The sequence below is a fragment of the Solibacillus faecavium genome (assembly GCF_014836905.1).
Classification (GTDB): domain Bacteria; phylum Bacillota; class Bacilli; order Bacillales_A; family Planococcaceae; genus Solibacillus; species Solibacillus faecavium.
In genome coordinates, this window is sequence record NZ_JACSPZ010000003.1 from 38,099 (window position 1) to 59,774 (window position 21,676).

The following is a 21,676-nucleotide window of genomic DNA, read 5'->3' on the forward strand; positions in this document are numbered from 1 at the left end:
TAACTACATATATAAGGATTTTTGTACAATGTGAAATACTAATGTTCGGGTTTAGAAGAATTGGCTCTAATAAATAGTAGTAAAAGTTTCATTGTTTTGAATACAGTAATTGTAATAAGTTGGTATAATTTATGGTGAATTTATTAGGAAAGAGGCGTTCCAATGTATGAAACATTTCAGGTCATCGCAGCAGTAGCAGAAAAGAAAATAAAAATCTTAAATAAAAGTGTATTAAATTATTTGATGCTTGCCTTTTTTGGGGGCTTATTTATAGGTTTTGGTATGCTGACTTTTATCGTGATAGGGGGCTTATTATCTCCTTCTGAAATGCCTATGCTAAGGATTATACAAGCAGCTGTTTTTGGGATCGCCCTCTGTATGGTAACAATAGGTGGGGTTGATTTATTTACAGGTAATAATTTGATCTTAACAATTGGAGCACTTGAGAGAAAAAATACTTGGTTCGATTTGATAAAAAATTGGACTGTTAGTTATAGCGGGAATTTTATCGGTGCATACTTTTGTGCATGGCTACTTTTTATGACGGGATATGTTGTCGGTGATTTAGCAGTATATGTAGAAAAAGTGACTATTATAAAAATGACTGCATCGACGACAGAGTTGCTGTTCCGTGGCATTCTTTGCAATGTCCTTGTTTGTTTAGGTGTGTGGTGTTCCTATCGAGTTAAAAGTGAGGTTGCCAAAGTGTTGCTTATTTTTTGCTGTGTTTTCCCGTTCATACTAGGTGGGTTCGAACATTCAATTGCGAATATGATGCTCTTTTCGTTAGCTTTGATGATGCCGCATAGCGAGATGATTACATTACAAGGTGCATTACATAATATCATTCCTGTCACGATCGGCAATATAATTGGAGGCGCTGTTATTTTAGGGTTTGGTTTTTGGTTATGTAAAGGGAGTCAAAACATAATGGAGGAATAGTAGAGCATTGATAACCTTGTTTAAAGGTTTGATTTATGCCAGTATAGAGAAGATGAATGACTGGAGGTTATATGAAATGGAACAATTACCAAAGTGCCCTGAATGTGGTTCGGAGTATACGTATGAAGATGGACAAAATTACGTGTGTCCTGAATGTGCGCATGAGTGGTCCCAATCGGTGGAAGTAGAAGAAGGGTTAGTTGTCCGTGATGCTAATGGAAACCTTTTAACAGATGGCGATACCGTTACAGTAATTAAAGATTTAAAAGTAAAAGGGAGCTCATCCACATTAAAAATAGGGACTCGTGTTAAAAATATTCGTCTTGTGGAAGGCGATCATAATATTGACTGTAAAATCGATGGTTTTGGTGCAATGAAACTAAAATCCGAATTTGTAAAGAAAAACTAAAAAAAGCGAGACCCATGTCAGATGGGTCTCGCTTTTTTGATGTGATGTAATTATTCAGCAGTAAAGCTAGAAAATGCGTCTTTTAAATCTTCATCTTTTACATCAATTTTAGCGCCTTTAATTAATTCAGCCATTGTCGTGTTCCAATCACCTTTTGTAGCAACGATTGACTCACGGATTTCTTCTTTTTTCTCTTCAAGTGTACCGTAATCTTTTACAGCACGTTTTTCTTGTACTTGAATGATGTGGAAACCGTGTTGAGTTTGTACTGGTTTACTAATTTCATCAACTTTTAATGCATAAGCAGCATCATTGAATTCAGGCACCATTGTACCAACAGTAAACCAACCTAAATCTCCACCTTGTTGACCAGAACCTGGATCAGTTGAGAATTCTTTAGCTAATTCCGCAAAATCTTCACCAGCATTTAGCTTTTCGATAATTTCATTTGCAGTTGCTTCATCTTCAACTAAAATATGGCGAGCATTTAATTCTTGAGAAGCTTGGTCATAGTATTTTTGGATTTCTTCGTCTGTTACTTCAACGTCTTCTGTAGCTTTTTGTTGTAACAAAGTGAAGCGGATATTTGTTTTTAGCATTTCTTCCGTTAAATTGCTCTGTGCTAATGCAGCTTCATAGCCTTCGCCATACTGCTCTTTTACAGTAGCTAATTCTTCTTCAATTTCTTCATCTGTTACTTTATATTTATCGTTTAAAATTCTTTCAACTACTACTTGTTGTAATAATTGGTCTCCTGCAATGTCTTTCATTGAATTATAAAATTCCTCTTGAGTAATGTCGCCTACATTTGTGGATACGACAACTTCATCTCCAGGATTACTACACGCAGCTAAACCGATTGAAGCTGCAACTGTTAATGCGAAAAGAGTTTTTTTCATGTTAATACGCCCCTAACTTAACTTTTATGCAATTGTAACTATAACATAAACGAAATAAAAACAAAAATGGTTCCCAAGGAAAAGAGCGCCTAAGTTTTGTGAACATTAGTGCATACGATAATTAGGAAAGCAAGGGAAGGAGGTGGCAAGTATGGGCGGTGGAGGTTATAACGGCGGCGGCTATGGCTCTGGATTTGCGCTTTTAGTTGTTTTATTTATCTTGTTAATTATCGTAGGCGCAGCATTCATCTACTAAAAAAAAAGGTGGTAAAAATCGTATTTTACGATTTTTACCACTTTTCAATTGAATGTGGAACGACTTAGACAGCCAGTAGCACTTCAACATACAAACTGACGAGTAAAATTGTAATTAAAACATTTATCGTACGGAAAATTTTTGGTTGTTTTTCTTCTGGAATTTCACGGCGACTGCATAATGCCGCAGTCATTCGATTTATTTGGAATAAGTATATTACTGAAAATAAGATGACAACAAGTAGTAACAAATTTATTCCTCCCCTCTAAAGCATCAATAAAAACTATAAATCAAGTGGTACTAAAATTTCATAACCTCTAGGCGTCTCTTCAATTATAGCATTGTTTGGTGCATACATTAAATTTTTCACATATAAAAAATCCATAAGACAAATACTACAATGTAAAGCAAGCAGTCCGCTAAAGTAATGTGCGTATTGGGGAACTGAAAGGCCCCCGAATATTAAGCTTGCATTAATTATAATAAAAGGCGTGACCAGTGCAAAAATATAGGATCTTTTAGGGATACCATTTTCTAAGCGCATCTGAATAACCGGAATAAAATAGTATTGAATTTTTAAACGAAGTATAAGTGACTTTTTATATTGAAATAAAGCAAGATAATGCAAAAACTTGTGTAAAGGATAAAGAAGCGGAATTACTAAAAAAACTAACCATAAATAATGATCAATGTGCTGACCATTAAAATTAAAACTAAATGCAATATAAGAAAAGCAAAAAACCAGTACAAAAATGGTAATTCCCAATAAAAATAAGCGTGTTGTACCGTATTCACGTTCAATATTAATCGTTTTCCAACAATGCATGTTACCCCCCCTAAAACAAATGGATAACGATTTACTTTATTTTCCCAATAAATATTAAGATTTAAACATTAAACTAACTATAATGAAAGAAAAAAGAAATGTCACCAATTTAAATTGACGGCATTTCTTTCTAATTGATTTATTTAAGTAGTCGGTATACTCGGTTTTCCTGAATCGTCCAACGTCTCTTTGAAATTGTAGAAAGAGCGTTCGAAAATTTCAATGAAGTCATCGCCGTAGATATTGCGAATAACGGCCATTACATCTAAAAACTCAGGGAATCTCCCGTATAGTTCCTTTAATGGCAACGCACCTAATAAAATAGAATGCTCTGTATCGTGATAGTGGTCATACATACGTAAAATCAGTTCAGAGCCCTTTTCAGTCAACTCGACATATGTATTACGTTTATCTTCATCACGTTTTGAGAAAGTGAGTAATCCACGCTCTTCCAATTTTTTTGAAAAGTTGAAAGCAGTAGATACATGCATGACGCCGAATTTAGCTACATCCGAAATTGAAGCGCCTTTCAAATGATATGAAATCCATAAAATGTGATGTTCATTAATGTTTAAATCGAAAGGTTTAATCCATGTTTGCCAATCTTTTTCAATAGCTTTCCAAAGAGCTTTTGATAGCTGTGCGACTCTTTGGCTGAACAGCATAGCCTCTCTTTGTGAGTATAAATCTTCTGTCAAAGCAATCACCTTCTTCTTTCATTATCATTTTAAAAATATTATAGCAATAAAAGAAAAGACTTTAAAGTTAGAAAAATGGAATAATTGAACATTGCTTGAAATATACTACAAAAAGATACTTTTAGGATTTAATTTGCTATTTTTGTAAAAAATAACAGGACTAAATAACTATGAGTGAATAGCCGTTCATTGTGTATTATTTTTGTTTGAAGGGATATTTTTCTCGATTTCACTTATAGAATTCTGTAAATTTTCAATTTCTTGTTTTAATAATGCTGTTTCTGGTTCGATTTCTGTTTTAAAAGTTGTGAAATTATCTTTTAATTCATTTATTATACTAGGCATATTATTCTGGGCTTCTGCCTTTAGTGTTGTAATGGATTGTTTTACATTATTCAGTTCGCCTTGTACTTCTTGAAGCTTAGATTTAACATTTTTTGTATTGGCAATAAGGTTCTTTCTTAATTCGGTACCTGATTGTGGTGCGGAAAATAAAATAACTGCAGCACCGCTGACAATTCCTGTTGTAACACCTAATAGAAATGATTTAACTTTCATAATGATTCCCTCACTTTTTTTAATATGTCTTTATCCAAATCTTTTTCCAAATCCATCTACCAATAAACATTTAAAACAGGAATTAGGATGGAGAGGAAAAATAGTTCATACAAAAACCAGCATTTTGTATGGAGAAGATGCTGGTATCGTTAGATGAAACTATAACTGTGCTTTAATCTGCTCTGAAAGGTTTGTTAGCACATCCGCTTGGAAATCCTGTTGACGACTGTTCCATTCAACTACTAAGCCATCTGTCTCGTCATAGCGCGGTACGAGATGAAGATGATAATGGAATACGGTCTGGCCTGCAGCAGCACCATTATTGTTGATTGTGTTCATACCTACTGGGTTAAATGCCGCTTTAATCGCATTTGCCACTTTTGGAGCGGCTGCATATAAATTGCGTGCAACGTCCTCAGGCATTTCAAATAAATCTTTGCAATGCGTTTTAGGAATTAGTAATGTATGACCCTTTGTTAATGGCGCAATATCCATAAAGGCAAATACATGATCGTCTTCATAAACTTTCAAACTTGGTATGTCCCCAGCGATAATTTTACAAAATAAGCAATCGTTCATCGGATTTTTTCTCTCCTTTTTCTATTATTTTTCTTTATTTTATCATAGATTATTTTGAAAACTACTTTATGTAAAGGATTTGTATGAAACGTATAAAGAATTGGCTGATTCATTCAGTGTTCAACTTCATGAGCATTTGATAAACTGAATTTAGAAAAGAGGAGTGACGACTGTGACAATTTTACAATTAGAAAATGTAACAGGTGGTTATACGAAAAAACCTGTAATTAAAGACTTATCATTTGAAATTAAAAAAGGTGAGCTTGTTGGATTAATCGGATTAAACGGTGCCGGGAAAAGTACGACAATTAAACATATAATCGGTACACTCTTACCTCGTTCTGGGGAAATCCGCTTAAACGGCGTGACACTAAAGGAGAATTTGGATAAATATCGTTCCAGTTTTTCTTATATTCCGGAAACGCCTGTCCTTTACGAGGAACTAACATTGAAAGAACATTTACAATTAACAGCAATGGCCTATGGAATAGATGAAAAGACATTAAATGAGCGTTCTGAAAGCCTATTGAAGGAATTCCGAATGGAAAAGCGTTTAAATTGGTTTCCATCGCATTTCTCAAAAGGGATGCGCCAAAAGGTAATGATTATGTGTGCATTTTTAGTTAATCCGAGTCTTTATATTATCGATGAGCCCTTTGTCGGTTTGGACCCACTAGGGATTCAATCATTACTAGATCAAATGGATGAAAAGAAGCGTGCAGGGGCATCGATTTTAATGTCGACACATATTTTGTCTACTGCCGAAAAGCATTGTGACCGCATCATCCTCCTTCATGAAGGAAGAGTACGGGCACAGGGGACGATGGATGATTTACGAAAAGCTTTCAACATGCCGACTGCAACATTGGATGACTTGTACATTGCGATGACAAAGGAGCAGGACAATGAACAACATGCATAATGTATGGGCTAAGCGCTTTGAGCATTACATAGGCGAAGTAATGAAATATATGCGCTTCGTCTTTACGGGGCATATAGCCATTGTCCTCGTTTTTATTGCTGGCGCAGGGGGCTATCAATATAGTGAATGGCTAAAAGTAGTATCAACAGATTTCCCGGCTGAGTGGATTATTGCCGTAATGATTGGGGCACTGATTGCATTGAGCCGACCAGTAACATTAATAAAAGAGCCGGACCAAGTATATTTATTGCCACTAGAAAGTCAAATGCCCGGCTACTTTAAAAAAGCGATGAACTGGACATTTTGGTCACAAGTTTTGATTCCGGTTGTATTATGTATTATAGCGATTCCATTATTAAAGGCTGTAACTGAACTTTCTGCTGCTGAAATTTGGATGAATGTATTATTTATAGCTATCTTGAAATGGTTTAATGTGCGCGGTGAATTCTATTATAGATATGTGAACCGTGGTCACTCAATTGGTTTGGACCGGGTTGTCCGGATGGTCGTATCGATTTTAGCCATTCAGATGATGCTAACAAACGGTTTAATTGGTATCGTATTTTTGATTATGCTCGTATTTTATAACATCACGCTTCAGAAAAGAATGCAGAATAATCCAGTACCATATGAACATTTTATTAAACTAGAACAAAATCGCATGATGCGTTTCTATCGTTTTGCGAATTACTTCACAGATGTCCCGCATTTAAAGGGATCGGTAAAGCGCCGTGCTTGGTTGGATTTTGCGTATAAGGCGATTAGTTTTAAAAAGGAAAATACACAGGCTTTCTTAATTTACCGTACATTTATTCGGACAGATGACCATTTCTACCTATGGGTACGTCTAACGGTCATTTCAGCAATTATTGCTATGTTTATAACAATTCCGTTTGTAACATGGATTGTAGTCGGAGCATTGGCATTTGCAACGACTTTACAACTTAAATATGCATTAATGTCGGCAGGGGATTTCCGAATGGACATGCTTTATCCGATTCCACGAGATACGAGAAAGCAGGCAGTCGCAAAGTTACTCCGTCAATTAAGTATTGTACAAGCAATAATTGTGACAGTATGTGCGATAATGCAGCCTCAATTTTACATTATTCCGTTTGTAATTATTGGCGTAAGTGAATTAACGATGAGAATGTCTAAATAATTCAGTAACAAAACAAAGAGCATCTCTTCTTTTGGTGAGAAGAGATGCTCTTAGACTGTATACAAACTTTTAAAAAGTATTTGTTAAAAATTAAATTAATATTAAACCGTTGATTTCCATTCCGGGACCGATGCTTTCCCCGGGCACGGCTCCAGCTAACTAAATTGTGCCTACAACGGCAGGCACAATTTAGTGGATCTTCCGCGCGGTGCTCCTGCGATTACTCGTCGCAAAATAAATTTCGCTATTCCCGGTGGAGTCACGGTCCCTCCATTCCAATCAACTTATTCATCGCTTTAAATAAAGTGAGCTACGATATCTACGATGACAAATAATCAATTCAAATTAATGAACATGAACAATTTGTTCCTGCTAAGCATCTAGTTAAATTTATAATAAAAAGACAAAACCCTAAAGACCATTTGTCGACAATCTGGAGGCTGGGACATAAGTAGAAATTTCTTTGTAAAAGGGAAATACTCTTATTAAGAATTGATATTATAATGAATTGATTGGAGTGAAGGGGCGACTCCTGGGGGAACAGCAAAATTTATTTTGCGACGAGTAACCGCAGGAGCACCGACGCCTGAGACTACAGGCTCAGGCCGTGCCCCCGGAAAGCGTCCCCGTAACGGAAATCAATTCTGGCAAAAGTAGAAAAACATCTATTTTTTTGGGAAAAATAGATGTTTTTCGTTTTGTTCCAGGCTCTTTGATTACACTATAATCCTATAAAAACAATCCCCCAATTAATAGACCAGCTAAAATGACAAAGGCAGGGTGAATTTTAAATTTCTCCAAAGCAAAATAACTTGCAGCAAGTAATAGAATTGTAGGAATAAGGTTATTTAATTCATAAGAAGTTTTTGCAAAATCAAATGTCAGAGAAAGCATTAATATTGCAATAGCCGGTAATACATAGCTCGACAAACGCTTTACACGTAAAGAATGACGATGCTTATATAATAAGTTTAATAATAACAGCATAAGTGCAAGGGAGGGCGCTACTGTTGCAAAGAGTGCAACCATACTTCCTAAAATGCCGGCCACTTCAAAACCGATATAACCTGCCATTTTGGTTGCAATCGGTCCCGGTAAAGAGTTGGCAAGGGCGAATACTTCGCTGAATTCTGTTTTCGTCATCCAGCCATATTTTTGTACAACTTCATGCTCGATTAATGGAATTGCAGCAGGACCGCCACCGTAAGCGAGAATATTTGGAAAGAAAAATGCTAAAAATAATTGAAAATAGGTCATGAAATATCGCCTCCTTTAACGGGAAGAGCAAGTGCGATTATTAATAATGTAGCAATAACAAATCCGGGATGAATATTTAATACAATAATAGCAATGAAACTTACAATAAAAATAATCGAAGCCAATTTAATACCAAGGGATGCTTTTGACTTTTTTATAAAATCCCATGTTAAAACACCCATCATCACGGCAACAATGGGAATAACCCCATTTGTCATACCGTTTACGAAATCAGATTCGCTAAATTGCTTTAGTGAACCGAGTAATAATACCAAAAGGATGACAGTTGGAAGAACCGTTGCTACTAATGCGTTTATGAGTCCCAACCATCCACCTACCCGAAAACCAATATAACCAGCCATCTTTGTAGCAATCGGACCAGGTAAGGTATTTCCAATTGATATGACATCAGAAAATTCTTCATCTGTCATCCACTCATAAGTTTTAACAACTTCTTTATGTACTAGTGGGATTGTCGTGGGGCCACCACCAAAGCCAAGTAATCCCGATCTGAAAAACGCAATAAAAATATGTAACTGCTTAGCCAATGTGTTTCCTCCTTTAAATAAGAAAGGAGTTACCTTCATAGGAGAGATAACTCCAAAAAAAGCATTATTCTTTTGATGGGGCACTGTATGTCGTAATATATGCTGCTGCGTTAAACATTGACTGCAAAGCCTGAGTAGTTCCCTCGAATACCGGGGAAAATGAAGTTTTATACTCATTGCTGTTTTTCCATACTTCATAGGAAGCAGGTCCACCCCATTGGATAATAAATAAATACGTCTCTGCTTTGATCGGACGGAGTAGGCGATATGCAATGACACCGTCGTTTGTATTTAATGAAGAAATGACGTCGAGAGCTTTTTTCTCGAAAACAGGACGTTCATCTGACATAATGGGCATATTGTAAAAAGTAAAATAGCCCTTCTGCTCAAATTGTCCCTTTTGGGCAATGACTTCGAAATTACGGGGTACAGCAAAGATAGACTTTTTATCGGTTTCATGTAATACGACAGAGTTGCCATTTCCGTGTAATAAGATAAGAGGGTGCTTAGCATTTTTTTCGACTAACTTTTCCATATAGTCGGGTGTACCTGAAGTTACATAAAAATTCATGGATATGACCTCCTTTTCTTTATTTAGGGGTTTGATTACGTAAACGTAATTGGTTCTATTATTTCCATTTATAAAGATGTTCAAGCTATTTGTCAAAAAGTTCTATAGCAGAAAGGACAATTTTATGACATTTAAAGAAGAAATCTATACAATTATTCTTGAAAAGCTTATAGTCGATAATGGATATTAATGACGTTTTTTTAAAAGTACAGAATAAAAATGAATTTATTTTAAGGGGTAGAAATCAAACATGATGAAATTTAATGATACATTATTACGTGCTGCTCGCGGTGAACAAGTAGAACATACGCCAGTTTGGTTTATGCGCCAGGCAGGTCGTTCCCAGCCAGAATATCGTGAAATCAAACAAAAATATTCATTAGAAGAGATTACAATGCAACCGGAACTATGTGCATATGTTACACGTTTACCCGTTGAACAATACAACGTAGATGCTGCCATTCTTTATAAAGATATTGTAACCCCTTTACCAGGTATGGGAGTAGATGTAAAAATTAAGGCAGGTATTGGACCGGTCATTTCTAACCCGATTCGTTCTGTAGCCGATGTAGAAAACTTGCGCGAGTTTAATGCAAAAGAGCATACACCATATGTTTTAGAAACGATTAAAATGTTAACGAAAGAGCAGTTAAATGTTCCGTTAATCGGCTTTGGCGGTGCTCCGTTTACACTGGCAAGTTATATGATTGAAGGTGGTCCAAGCCGTAATTATGCAAAAACAAAATCCTTTATGGTTTCACAGCCAAAAGCTTGGATTGCGCTAATGGATAAATTAGCTGACATGATTATCGCGGATATTACAGCACAGGTAGAAGCCGGTGCAAAGGCTATTCAAATTTTCGATTCATGGGTGGGCGCATTAAATGTGGAAGACTACCGAATTTTTATTAAGCCAACAATGACTCGTATTTTTGCTGAATTACGTGCTTTAAATGTACCTTTAATTCAGTTTGGTGTTGGGGCAACACATTTAGTAAACGAATGGCATGACCTGCCAATCGATGTCGTAGGGTTAGACTGGCGTTTACCAATCCGTGAAGCAGAAGCACGTGGTGTAACAAAGGCCGTTCAAGGGAACTTAGATCCTACATTATTATTGGCAGACTGGAACGTAATCGAAGCACGTGCAAAAGATATTGTTGATCAAGGATTAGCACATACAGGTGGTCATATTTTCAACTTAGGTCATGGTGTCTTCCCGGAAGTAGATCCAGCCGTATTAAAACGACTAACAGCATTTGTACACGACTACAGCCGTGAACAAATTGCAAAACGATAATAATTAAATAATTAATTCTAATTTGATTCGTTGCTATTTGAGAAGGAGAAGGTGAATGTCCTACTGATGTTTTCACCGTTTGCACAGTGAAAACATTAACTCCTTTCTAGTCAGCAATAAAATGAAGTCGAAAATTATCCAAAAATAAAAACGTGTTTAAAAACATTCAGAGGTGATCTTACATGAAAGAAGTACGTGGATTATTAGTAATGGCGTATGGTACGCCATATAAAGAAGAAGATATTGAACGTTATTATACACATATTCGTCATGGCCGTAAGCCGAGCCAAGAACATATTGACGATTTAACAGAGCGTTACCGTGCAATTGGCGGGATTTCACCTCTTGCAAAAATGACGGAGGCTCAAGCACACGCATTATGTGCACGTTTGAATGAGGTTCAGGATAAAATAGAATATAAAGTATTTATCGGTTTAAAGCATATTGAGCCATTTGTAGAGGATGCCGTAGAAGCGATGGTAAAGGAAGGGATTACTGAAGCGGTTTCCATCGTTTTAGCGCCACACTTCTCTACTTTCTCCATTAAATCTTACAACGGACGTGCTAAAGAAGCTGCCGAAAAGTTAGGCGGTACATTAAATATTACTTCTGTTGAAGCATGGTATGACGAACCGAAATTCATTGAGTTTTGGAAACAAGCAGTAAATGGTGAATTGGCGAAGATGACTGAAGAGGAACGTGCAAATGCTTGTCTAATTGTTTCTAACCACTCATTACCGGAAAAAATTAAATTAGCTGGTGATCCATACGAAGAGCAATTAGTTGAAACTGCCCGTTTAATTGAGGAAGCTTCTGATATTGTGAATGTTGAAGTAGGCTGGCAATCAGCTGGACAAACGCCGGAGCCATGGTTAGGGCCGGATGTGCAGGATTTAACAAAGGAATTATTTGAGCAAAAGGGTTATAAAGCATTCATCTATACGCCAGTAGGCTTTGTTACAGAGCATTTGGAAGTTCTTTATGATAATGATATTGAATGTAAAGTTGTATGCGATGAAATTGGCGCAAGCTATTATCGACCAACAATGCCAAATACGCACCCTTTATTTATAGACGCAATGGTAGATGCGATAAATAAGAAAATAGCGAATTAATATAGAGAGTGATGATGAAGGTGACTTTAAAAAAGAGGAAGGTTGTTATCGTTGGCGGTGGAATCACTGGTTTAACGACGGCATACTATTTACAACAAAAAACGAAGGCGCACAATTTACCAATAGATATTGTGTTAATCGAAGCGTCCCTGCGTTTAGGTGGTAAAATCCATACAGAGCGTAAAGATGGATATATCATTGAACGTGGACCTGAATCGTTTTTTGATACAGGTAGCAGTGTCCGTAAGTTGGCACGTGATTTAAATATCGAACATGAAATAGTTCAAAATAATAACGGTCGAACATTCATCGCTGTTGGTAGCAAGCTACATCAAATTCCGAGTAATATTTTACTCGGAGGGTCACCTAAAATATTCACGTTTATGACATCGAATGTCCTTTCTTTAATGGGGAAATTTCGAGCTGCAGGGGATTTATTTTTACCTAAATTACCTCATGAAGCCGACGAGGCGATCAGTGAGTTTTTCAGTAGACGCTTCGGGAAAGAGCTTGTAGAAAATTTGGTGGAACCGGTATTGGCGGGAACATTTGCCGGCGATGTCGATCATGTTAGTATGCAATCGATGTTCCCGCAATTTTATCAGCTTGAAAATGATTATCGTAGTTTATTGGTTGGCATGAAAAAGACAGGTAAAGGAATTTACGCGCTTGTAGATACACCGGGTGAAATTCATTATGAGTCATTTGTAAATGGATTGGAGTCGTTAATTGAGACATTGGAAAACTCGTTGACCGATGTGACCATTCTTAAAGGACTAAAAGTAAATTGCATTGAAAATAAAATCGATTATTCACAATCGATTACATTAAATGATGGTACTACTATAGATGCCGATAAAGTTGTGATGACAACACCATTTAATGTGACTAAAAAAATCTTCCCGGATTCTGATATTATGCAGCAAGTGCCGGAGATGAACTATGCAACCATTGCAACTGTAACGATGGCATTTAAACCTGGAACAACTAAAAAGTATGAAGGTGCGCTTAACTTCTTCGTTTCGCGTAACAGTCATTTTGCGATAACAAGCTGTACGTGGAGTCATCAGAAATGGGATAATATTACACCGGATGGTCATGAGCTAATACGTGTGTATATTGGTCGTGTCGGTGATGAGTCTATCGTAGAGCTATCAGATAATGAAATTGAGAAAATTGTATTGCAGGATTTGAATCGAGCAGTTGGACTCGATGCACAACCGCTGTTTACGACAGTTGCTCGCTGGAAAGAAGCTATGCCCCAATATACTATCGGTCATCAGCTACGCATGTCTTCAATGAAGGAGCAGTTTTACAAAGAATTCCCGAATGTCTATTTGGCAGGAAGTTCGTATGAGGGTATTAGTATCCCGGATTGTATCCTACAAGGGAGAGAAACCGCGGAGCTACTACTTGCGCAATTGTTAGAACAAAAGTTGGCAATTTAATCACTCAATATGTAAATTGAACAAAAACGCTGTATTAAAAGTATAATTGCTTTTAATGCAGCTTTTTTGGTGTGAATTTCCTTTATTCGTTCACAAAATTATCCTATTGGCTTCATGCAAATTTCACATATTTTTAGTACGCTTATTAATGAGGTGCAATGAAAATGAAAAAATTTATAATACATTTTTTTAGTTGCATAGTTCTTTTACTTTTAGCTAGTTGTGATAGCGAAAGAATGGAAGAAATTAATCCACATCAGCCTTTTGTTGCATCCCTTAATATTTTGCAGCCTTCCTTAACGTTTTACGAACAGTCAGGTGAATTACTCGCGACATGGGTTTTCGAGAAAGGATATACAGGAGCAGTATTAATTGGATTTGACCACGTAGTGTTATATGGCTATCAATTGCAGCATGCAGATATTCTACAGCTTTCATCTGGGGAAAAGGTAAAGTCCATTGATGTAGGATTAGGCATTACAAACGGTTATTATGATGAAGATACGAGCCAACTATTTTTAACAAATGGCAAAACAAATGAACTAATAAGCTATACCGAAAAAGGGGAGCTTAAGAAAAAAGTTAGGCTGCGCAATTATCCAATGTCAATGGCAGCGTCGAAAGATTATTTATATGTGATAAATTATAAAGATACCGTGTTATCTGTCGTACATAAAGAAAACTTAGAGGTAATCGATGAATGGCCTGTTTCAACTTCTTCCCAAGGGTTGTATGTATCATATGAGCAACAGGAATTATGGGTTGGGGGACATGGTATAGGTAATAAACCAAACAAATTCGTCCGGGTTTATAATTTAAGTACAGGTCAGTTAAATAGAGAATTCACACTGCCTCTAATGCCGATTGCCTTTTCGAAGACTGATGAAGATATCATCGTTTCGAGTCATGGTTCCAATACAATATACCGTGTTGCAGCGGATGGTGATATATTATGGCAACAGGAGATTGGGGCAAATCCATTTGCAGTTGCCCAATTTCAGGATAAGTTGGTTGTTGCGGGTTATGATGATCATACGCTTTACTTTATAGATGATGGCGAAGTTCAAAAGCAGGTTAAAACAAAAGAGGGACCTTTTCAATTGCTCGTAAGGGGGGATAGTCATTGACAACTATTTTAATAGTAGATGATGAAGAAAATATGCGCCAATTAATCGATGTTATTTTAACGAAATCTGGATTTGAAACGGTACAGGCATCAAATGGCGCTGAAGCATATTTTATATTGTCCCAGCAGCAGGTGGATTTAGTTTTGCTTGATGTGATGATGCCAGGGGAAGACGGATTTGCTGTTTGTGAAGCAATGCAGGCTATGGCGAAAGTTCCTATTATTTTTTTGACAGCCCGTGATGCGAATGAAGATAAGGTAAAGGGTCTAATGATTGGGGGCGATGATTATATCGTCAAACCTTTTACTGCCGATGAACTAGTCGCACGAATATTTGCGGTGTTAAGAAGGGTCGGAACAGTAAGTGAACAGCCTTCCATTCAATACTTGCACAGGGGTATTTTAAAAATGGATGAAATTTCTCGTAAAGTATACATCGAGCAGGAACCTGTATTGTTAACTTTAAAGGAATTTGAGCTTTTGCATTTATTTATGCTAAAACCGGGGATTGTCTATACGCGCGAGCAACTTTTAGAACGGATTTGGGATATTGATTATGCAGGTGGAGCTCGTACAGTAGATACTCATATTAAAACATTGCGGCTAAAACTGAGCAAAAAATCGAAAGAGGCTAGTGAATACATCCAAACCGTATGGGGTGTAGGCTATCGCTTTGAGCATACGACATGAAAAAAATATCTTCAAAGCTATGGCTATTAATGGTGTTATTTTTAAGTGCCACTATCATTTTTATGTACATATTTACGAACTTTTTATATGAACAGCTTTACGTGGAAGATACGAAAAGTACTATGATTGAAACAGGCGAGAAGCTTCAGACGAAGTATAGTGGAGGTAAAGTATCAGACGAACTAATTTCTGATATTGAACAATTTGCTGCCTACTCTAATCTTGAAATATTTGCTGTTCGAAATCCGAGGGAATTAAGTGCTTGTGTACCATTTGATATTGACTATGATGCATTAATTGGCCCGGATGAGCGGAAGCAATTACTTTCAGGGAATGCTGTAACAAAAATCGGTTATGAGGAACGATTCGATCGGCAAATTATATCCGTCATTCTCCCTTTTACTGATCAAAATCGGCTGGAAGGTATTCTTTACATCTATTTTCCGTTAGCTAAAATTTCGGAATTGGCAAAAGAAGAAGTGATTTTACTCATTACAGGGGCCATTATGTTTTTGCTTGTAGCTGGCTTTTTCGTGTATCAAGGAATGCGGAAAATCCTACTGCCGTTGGAAACATTGCAGCATGCCGTAAAACAAATGACAGCCGGGGATTACAATGTACGGGTCAATGTTTCCGTAAATGATGAAATTGGGCATTTATCTTCCGCTTTCAACCAAATGGCGGATGCAATTCAGCAAGATGACGAAGTACAAAAATCCTTTTTAGCAACAGTTTCCCATGAGCTGCGTACACCGATCAGCTATGTGAAAGGATATAGTGAAGCCATTCAAAAAGGAATAATCGATGAAGCTAAGCGGGATGAAGCGATCCGGTTAATTGAAAAAGAAGCAACAAGAATGGAGCGCCTAACGAATGAGCTTATGCAGCTGGCACGTAAAGAAGACAGCCAGGCAGAATCATATTTTGATATGCTTGTCTTTGCAGAAACTATCCGTGATGCCATTCGTTTAGTACAACAAAAAGCAAATAAAAAAAATATTCAAATCGTTCAACAATTAAATGAAGAGATAATTGTAATTGGTGATGAAGAAAAACTAAAGCAAGTTTTTATTAACATCATGGAAAACGCGATACACTATTCAACTGATCATTCTAGCATTCGTGTAGAATCTTCTATAGTAGGTTCATATGCAGTTTTAACAATTACCGATTATGGGATAGGTATTCCACCCGAAGACCTGCCTCATGTAACAGAGCGATTTTACCGTGTGAACAAAGCGCGGAGCCGATCAGACGGCGGAAGTGGTCTCGGATTATCGATAGTGGAGCAAATTGTTAAACAGCATAAAGGAAAATTGGAAATTAAAAGTATAGTAGATGAAGGAACAGTTGTAAGTGTCATGTTCCCATTAATGGAGGAAGAATGATGAAAAAATGGTTATATAGCTTATTTGCAGTACCTTTCGTATTATTCGGTTGTGGAGATGACGAAGTGGAAACACTAGAAACTGCTGAAGTACCTGCATTTGTCGAGGTACAAATTCAAACTGAAGAGCAATTAAATGTAGGGGAAGTTCAGCTTGCTGCACGTGTCACGCAGGATGAAGAAGTCGTGAATGATGCACAGGAAGTAAAGTTTGAAGTGTGGGAGTCCGGATTTCGAGATGAGGGTGACATGTTGGACGGGCAACTAACGGAGGATGGTATATATGTTGCGGAATATACATTCGATCATGATGGCGTATATTATATGTTTGCCCATACAACGGCTCGCGGAATGCATGTCATGCCAAAGAAAAAGCTCATTGTAGGGAAACCCGATATGAGTAAAGTTGTCGAAGATACTAGTTCGGATTCAATGGAACATGGGTCAAGCGATGAAAAAGAACAAGTAGAAAAAGAAGAAGAGCATGGCCATTAATTGTTGCAAATTGAAATGAACGGTGTATAATGATGACTGGGTGACCGATATGGTCTTCTGGTCATTTTTAAATTAAAAAAATTATAAAATTGCATTTTTTCTAGGGAGGTGGATTTATGGATCGTCGACATGAAATTCTACTGGCTGCGACTAAGTCCTTTACTTTATTCGGCTATAAAGCAACAACGATTGAACAAGTTGCTAAAATTGCTAATGTCGGGAAAGGGACAATTTATACGTTTTTCAAAAATAAAGAAGAGTTGTTTCAGGAAGTGGTATTTCATTTAATCAATGAAATGAAGCACGAAACAGATAAGCTAATTGATGCCAATGCAAGTTTTATGCAAAATGCCCATACAGCATTAATGAAAATGCTGCAATTCCGCGAGCGACATTTACTGTTTGCCAAACTAATAGAAGAGGAAACAGCGCTAGGCACTCCGGAAGTACAGCAAATGCTTTTACAAATAGAATCGGAAATCATTTCATATGTTTCGATGCGTATTCGAAATGGCATCGCAAAAGATGAGATTATTGACTGTAATCCTGAGCATGTGGCCTTTTTGTTGTTTAAATCGTATTTAGCATTTATTGTAGATTGGCAGTTGACACATAATGAGCCACTCAATGAACAAGAAATTTTGACATTATTCAGCGAAACCCTTTTCCGAGGGTTGGCAAAGAAAAAGTAATCGTCACTTCCTAGTGGAGTGGTTTCTTTTTACTATAAAATGACCAAATGACGATTTCAGTCATATAGTTTTGAAGGAGGAAATTAATGTGATAAAAGCAGAATGGCTGAAGATTTTCAAAACAAAGAAAATGCTTATTTCAGTTATTGCCGTTCTTTTTGTTCCGGTCATGTACAGCGGAATGTTCTTATGGGCATTTTGGGATCCATATGCTAATTTAGAAAGCATGCCAGTAGCCATTGTCAATGAAGACAAAGGGGCTATGATGGATGACGAAACAATGGAGCTCGGTCAAACATTGGTCGATAAGCTGATAGATAGCGAGCAATTCCAGTTTGAGGAAGTCGATGTAAAGGAAGCAGACCAAAAATTACTCGATCAAAAATATTATATTTTAATTAAAATTCCGGAAAATTTCTCGGAACATGCTACAACATTATTAGATGATCAACCACAAAAATTGGTTATCGATTATATTCCAAATGAAGGCTTTAACTTTTTAGGTGCACAAATTGGTGAAACTGCAATGGACCGCATTAAAGCGGAAGTAAATACACAAGTTTCCGCAACATATGCCGAAAAATTATTTGATTCCATTACACAACTTGGTGACGGTTTTGTCGAGGCTGCAAATGGTGCAGGGGAACTTGATGAAGGTGCCGCGAAGCTTGCGGATGGCGCTGATGAGCTGAAAGGCTATTTAGAGCAATTGGCATCAAGTACTGTTGAGCTTTCTGATGGTACAGGTACTTTAACAGCCGGTGCCAAAAATGCTGCGGCAGGTGCAAAGGAATTATCAGCCGGGGTAGCAAAAATTGCTGACGGTAGCAATCAATTGTCAGTAGGAGCAAAATCTGCAGCTGATGGTGCCAATACTCTGCAACAAGGGATTGAAAGCTATACTGATGGTGTTGCACAAGTAGCAAACGGACAAAAGGACATTACATCTGGTCAAGCGAGCTTAGCTGAAAATCTGTCATTATTAACACAAGGTACAGCGAATATCGATGACAAAGTTAAAGCATTGGCTGATGGTTCAGCTAATGTAGCAGGTGGGATGGATAAATTAGCAAGCCAATTAGAAGGAATTCTTCCAATGCTGCCAGAAGAAAATCAAGAAGCTTTAAAAACAGCACTCGCACAGTTACAAGCTGGTAGTAAAGAGGTAAGCGGTGGTTTAGGTCAGTTACATGAAGGTGTAAATGGGCTAGATGATAAAATCGCAGCGATTAGTAATGGTGCGAGTAAATTAAATTCAGGACAACAACAAGTCAATGCCGGTGTTGCACAATTACAGCAAAATTCAGCCCAGCTCGTTGCAGGCGCTAGTTCATTAGCAGAAGGCAACGCCACTATTGCAGGGAAACTGGATGAATTAAACAAAGGTGCATTGAGTGTCGCTACAGGTGCCAACTCATTGGCACAAGGTTTAAACACATTAGTGGACGGTTCGAATAAATTAAGTGATGGCACAAGCTTATTAGCTGAAAAATCAGGTGAGTTAGCACAAGGTTCGACTACTTTAGTAGATGGCACGAAAGAGTTAAAGAACGGTACGAAAACATTATCTGGAAAGTTAACTGAAGCAAGTGAAAAAGCAGAAGTCAACCCGACTGAAGAAACTTATAATATGGTAGGCTCTCCAGTGGAAATTGAAAAAGAATCAGTAAACCATGTACCTAACTACGGTACAGGTTTTGCACCATACTTCATTTCACTAGGATTATTCGTTGGGGCATTATTAATCTCCATCGTGTTCCCATTTGTTGAACCAGCGATTATACCGAAAAACAGTGCAAGCTGGTTTGCAAGTAAAGTAACAGTATTAATCGGTGTTGGATTAATACAATCCTTCATCACGATTGCAATTGTCGTTTGGGGACTTGGTCTTGAGGTCAATAGTATGCCACAGTTTATTCTTACGACGATTTTAACAAGCTTTACATTTTTAGCGATGGTTCAATTATTAGTATCACTGTTTGGCGATCCAGGACGATTTATTGCAATTGTCGTTTTAATACTTCAATTAACAACAAGCGCAGGTACGTTCCCAATCGAACTAGTACCAGAACAATTGCATTTCTTTAACAAAATTTTACCGATGACATTCTCTGTGCAAGGTCTAAAAGCAGCTATTTCAATGGGTGATACAGCATTCTTGATGTTCAACTGGGCGATTTTAGGTACAGTAATGTTCTCATGCTTGGCAATTACATTCAGTTACTTTACATTACTTTATAAAAAACGTTATTCAAAACATCATACAGAAGCTTAGAGAGAAGAAGCGTGGATTCAAGGGTAACCTGAATCCACGCTTTTTTTATGGATAGAAAAAACCACGAGCATTGAGCGGGCTCGTGGTTTGTGTAAGTGTAAGCTATTATAGGTTCATCTTTTTCTAAGATGAAGGGATAGTGCGAATTAAACAGTGAATATAGAATTAAAGAGAGTTACATTTATCACAATTGTTGCTGTAGCACTCGCTTTGTTCTTCGATTTTATCACCGCATTGAACGCAAATTTTATCAGGTAAATTCTTGAAAAATTCCACTACGTTTTCTAACATTGTGCATGCCTCCTTTAATGTTCTGTTATATTACTTCTGTTTATATTATGTATTGTATTATAACAGTTTTAATTCGTCAACACAAATGGCCTAATTTAAGTTAAAATAAATATGGATAAATTGTGAAGGAGAGAAGCCCCATGTATTTTATCGATAACAAAGGGATTACAGATCCACGCATTAACTTAGCAATAGAAGAGTACGTATTGAAGAATATGGATATTGAAAAAGACGATTATTTATTGTTTTATATTAATCAGCCTTCAATCATCATTGGGAAAAACCAAAACACAATCGAAGAAATTAATACAGACTATGTAGAAGAAAATGGAATAATTGTTGTACGACGCCTTTCAGGTGGTGGCGCTGTGTATCATGATTTAAACAATTTAAATTTCAGCTTTTTAACGAAAGATGATGGGAATAGTTTCAGCAACTACAAAAAATTTACTCAACCAGTTGTGGATGCACTTGCAAAACTAGGCGTAAATTCAGAGCTGTCAGGTCGTAATGATATTTTGGCGGAAGGTAAGAAAGTATCGGGTAATGCGCAATATTCAACTCGCGGCCGGATGTTTAGTCATGGTACGTTAATGTTTGATCTGGATATAGATGCTGTTGTCAATTCACTGAAAGTTAAACAGGACAAGATCGAATCTAAAGGGATTAAATCTGTGCGTTCGCGTGTGGCAAATATTATCGATTTTCTGCCTGAAAAAATTACTGTTGAAGAGTTCCGTATGGAAATTTTAAAGTCGATTTTCGGCGGTGAAGAAAATATTAAATATTATGAGCTTACGGAAGAAGATTGGAAAAAAATCCATGAAATTTCCGAAAGTCGCTATCAGTTATGGGAGTGGAATTATGGTAAATCGCCACGCTTTAATATTCAAAAAACAAAGCGTTTCCCATCAGGTAGCTTAGATATTCGTTTAGATGTAAACAAAGGGGTTATTGAAGAAGCAACTATTTTTGGTGATTTCTTCGGTATAGGTGATGTGGATGAAGTTGCACAATTACTGATCGGTACTAAATACGAACGTGGCGCAATTGCAGAAAAGCTAAAGTATATTGAAATTCCAACTTACTTTGGAGGAGTTTCTGAAGAGGATTTCCTTCAATTAATTTACTAGCATCCAGTGTATCGCATCATGAATGTAATAGAGATTGTTTAAAGAGGGTGCTCCTGATTTCGAGAGCTCCCTTTTTTTGATACAATAAGAGTAAATG

At 37.0% G+C, this 21,676-nt stretch carries 25 protein-coding genes; 15 read left to right on the forward strand and 10 right to left on the reverse strand.

The window, feature by feature from the left end:
• Window positions 1–162: 162 nt before the first annotated feature.
• Together H9635_RS07090 and H9635_RS07095 are read left to right on the forward strand one after the other, a co-directional pair.
• Window positions 163–942 (forward strand): formate/nitrite transporter family protein, encoded by a 780-nt coding sequence (locus H9635_RS07090; RefSeq protein ID WP_191699483.1) that lies wholly within the window; start codon window positions 163–165, stop codon window positions 940–942.
• A 76-nt stretch (window positions 943–1,018) separates the two neighbouring features.
• Window positions 1,019–1,351 carry a zinc ribbon domain-containing protein YjdM gene (locus H9635_RS07095; RefSeq protein WP_191699484.1) on the forward strand — a complete coding sequence of 111 codons (333 nt, stop codon included), beginning with the start codon at window positions 1,019–1,021 and terminating at the stop codon, window positions 1,349–1,351.
• A gap of 50 nt (window positions 1,352–1,401) precedes the next feature.
• On the opposite strand, the gene H9635_RS07100 is transcribed toward H9635_RS07095, so the two are convergent.
• Complete coding sequence (locus H9635_RS07100) at window positions 1,402–2,250, reverse strand: peptidylprolyl isomerase (protein ID WP_191699485.1); 849 nt, start codon at window positions 2,248–2,250, stop codon at window positions 1,402–1,404.
• Window positions 2,251–2,401: 151 nt separating this feature from the next.
• Between H9635_RS07100 and H9635_RS07105 the strand changes: the two genes are divergently transcribed.
• A complete protein-coding gene (locus H9635_RS07105; protein ID WP_081483416.1) occupies window positions 2,402–2,506 on the forward strand; it encodes a YjcZ family sporulation protein in 105 nt (34 codons plus the stop codon).
• Between the two features lie 64 nt (window positions 2,507–2,570).
• Here the strand turns inward: H9635_RS07105 and H9635_RS07110 are convergent, their stop codons facing one another.
• From H9635_RS07110 to H9635_RS07130, 5 genes are all read right to left on the reverse strand, one after another.
• Complete coding sequence (locus H9635_RS07110; RefSeq protein ID WP_191699486.1) at window positions 2,571–2,756, reverse strand: hypothetical protein; 186 nt, start codon at window positions 2,754–2,756, stop codon at window positions 2,571–2,573.
• A gap of 33 nt (window positions 2,757–2,789) precedes the next feature.
• Window positions 2,790–3,332: a metalloprotease family protein gene (locus tag H9635_RS07115; protein ID WP_191699487.1), complete on the reverse strand. Its 543-nt coding sequence runs from the start codon at window positions 3,330–3,332 to the stop codon at window positions 2,790–2,792.
• A 143-nt stretch (window positions 3,333–3,475) separates the two neighbouring features.
• Window positions 3,476–4,036 (reverse strand): HTH-type transcriptional regulator Hpr, encoded by a 561-nt coding sequence (locus tag H9635_RS07120; RefSeq protein WP_191699875.1) that lies wholly within the window; start codon window positions 4,034–4,036, stop codon window positions 3,476–3,478.
• 180 nt (window positions 4,037–4,216) lie between these two features.
• Entirely contained in the window at window positions 4,217–4,588 is a 372-nt protein-coding gene (locus H9635_RS07125; RefSeq protein WP_191699488.1) for a YtxH domain-containing protein, read from the reverse strand.
• Window positions 4,589–4,747: 159 nt separating this feature from the next.
• Complete coding sequence (locus H9635_RS07130) at window positions 4,748–5,167, reverse strand: HIT family protein (RefSeq protein ID WP_191699489.1); 420 nt, start codon at window positions 5,165–5,167, stop codon at window positions 4,748–4,750.
• Between the two features lie 172 nt (window positions 5,168–5,339).
• Here H9635_RS07130 and H9635_RS07135 point away from each other — a divergent pair, with 172 nt between their 5' ends.
• A complete protein-coding gene (locus H9635_RS07135; RefSeq protein WP_191699490.1) occupies window positions 5,340–6,089 on the forward strand; it encodes an ABC transporter ATP-binding protein in 750 nt (249 codons plus the stop codon).
• Complete coding sequence (locus H9635_RS07140) at window positions 6,073–7,251, forward strand: ABC transporter permease (RefSeq protein WP_191699491.1); 1,179 nt, start codon at window positions 6,073–6,075, stop codon at window positions 7,249–7,251. The genes H9635_RS07135 and H9635_RS07140 overlap by 17 nt, the downstream gene beginning before the upstream one ends.
• 729 nt (window positions 7,252–7,980) lie before the next feature.
• Here the strand turns inward: H9635_RS07140 and H9635_RS07145 are convergent.
• The 3 genes from H9635_RS07145 to H9635_RS07155 all read right to left on the reverse strand — a co-directional run bounded on the left by H9635_RS07145 (window position 7,981) and on the right by H9635_RS07155 (window position 9,627).
• On the reverse strand, window positions 7,981–8,508 hold the full coding sequence (locus H9635_RS07145) for a chromate transporter (protein WP_191699492.1): 528 nt from the start codon (window positions 8,506–8,508) through the stop codon (window positions 7,981–7,983).
• The gene (locus H9635_RS07150) at window positions 8,505–9,056 is read right to left on the reverse strand and encodes a chromate transporter (protein ID WP_191699493.1); all 552 of its coding nucleotides are present in this window, start codon (window positions 9,054–9,056) and stop codon (window positions 8,505–8,507) included. Before H9635_RS07150 ends, H9635_RS07145 begins: the two co-directional genes overlap by 4 nt.
• 64 nt (window positions 9,057–9,120) lie before the next feature.
• Window positions 9,121–9,627: an antibiotic biosynthesis monooxygenase gene (locus H9635_RS07155; RefSeq protein ID WP_191699494.1), complete on the reverse strand. Its 507-nt coding sequence runs from the start codon at window positions 9,625–9,627 to the stop codon at window positions 9,121–9,123.
• A gap of 250 nt (window positions 9,628–9,877) precedes the next feature.
• Here H9635_RS07155 and hemE point away from each other — a divergent pair, with 250 nt between their 5' ends.
• From hemE to H9635_RS07200, 9 genes are all read left to right on the forward strand, one after another.
• Window positions 9,878–10,927 (forward strand): uroporphyrinogen decarboxylase, encoded by a 1,050-nt coding sequence (hemE, locus tag H9635_RS07160; RefSeq protein WP_191699495.1) that lies wholly within the window; start codon window positions 9,878–9,880, stop codon window positions 10,925–10,927.
• A 182-nt stretch (window positions 10,928–11,109) separates the two neighbouring features.
• On the forward strand, window positions 11,110–12,042 hold the full coding sequence (hemH, locus tag H9635_RS07165; protein ID WP_191699496.1) for a ferrochelatase: 933 nt from the start codon (window positions 11,110–11,112) through the stop codon (window positions 12,040–12,042).
• 14 nt (window positions 12,043–12,056) lie between these two features.
• Entirely contained in the window at window positions 12,057–13,490 is a 1,434-nt protein-coding gene (hemG, locus tag H9635_RS07170) for a protoporphyrinogen oxidase (RefSeq protein WP_191699497.1), read from the forward strand.
• 236 nt (window positions 13,491–13,726) lie between these two features.
• Window positions 13,727–14,617 carry a YncE family protein gene (locus H9635_RS07175; RefSeq protein ID WP_225231181.1) on the forward strand — a complete coding sequence of 297 codons (891 nt, stop codon included), beginning with the start codon at window positions 13,727–13,729 and terminating at the stop codon, window positions 14,615–14,617.
• Window positions 14,614–15,306 (forward strand): response regulator transcription factor, encoded by a 693-nt coding sequence (locus tag H9635_RS07180; protein ID WP_191699499.1) that lies wholly within the window; start codon window positions 14,614–14,616, stop codon window positions 15,304–15,306. The genes H9635_RS07175 and H9635_RS07180 overlap by 4 nt, the downstream gene beginning before the upstream one ends.
• Window positions 15,303–16,694, forward strand: coding sequence for a sensor histidine kinase (locus H9635_RS07185; RefSeq protein ID WP_191699500.1), 1,392 nt, complete (start codon window positions 15,303–15,305; stop codon window positions 16,692–16,694). Before H9635_RS07180 ends, H9635_RS07185 begins: the two co-directional genes overlap by 4 nt.
• Window positions 16,694–17,188 carry a FixH family protein gene (locus H9635_RS07190; RefSeq protein WP_191699501.1) on the forward strand — a complete coding sequence of 165 codons (495 nt, stop codon included), beginning with the start codon at window positions 16,694–16,696 and terminating at the stop codon, window positions 17,186–17,188. Before H9635_RS07185 ends, H9635_RS07190 begins: the two co-directional genes overlap by 1 nt.
• Window positions 17,189–17,304: 116 nt before the next feature.
• The gene (locus H9635_RS07195; RefSeq protein ID WP_191699502.1) at window positions 17,305–17,880 is read left to right on the forward strand and encodes a TetR/AcrR family transcriptional regulator; all 576 of its coding nucleotides are present in this window, start codon (window positions 17,305–17,307) and stop codon (window positions 17,878–17,880) included.
• 88 nt (window positions 17,881–17,968) lie between these two features.
• Window positions 17,969–20,155, forward strand: coding sequence for a YhgE/Pip family protein (locus H9635_RS07200; RefSeq protein ID WP_191699503.1), 2,187 nt, complete (start codon window positions 17,969–17,971; stop codon window positions 20,153–20,155).
• Between the two features lie 165 nt (window positions 20,156–20,320).
• Here the strand turns inward: H9635_RS07200 and yhfH are convergent, their stop codons facing one another.
• Window positions 20,321–20,446, reverse strand: a complete 126-nt coding sequence (gene yhfH / locus H9635_RS07205; protein ID WP_008406441.1) for a protein YhfH — start codon at window positions 20,444–20,446, stop codon at window positions 20,321–20,323.
• A gap of 140 nt (window positions 20,447–20,586) precedes the next feature.
• Between yhfH and H9635_RS07210 the strand changes: the two genes are divergently transcribed.
• Window positions 20,587–21,579, forward strand: a complete 993-nt coding sequence (locus H9635_RS07210) for a lipoate--protein ligase (protein WP_191699504.1) — start codon at window positions 20,587–20,589, stop codon at window positions 21,577–21,579.
• Window positions 21,580–21,676 lie beyond the last annotated feature (97 nt).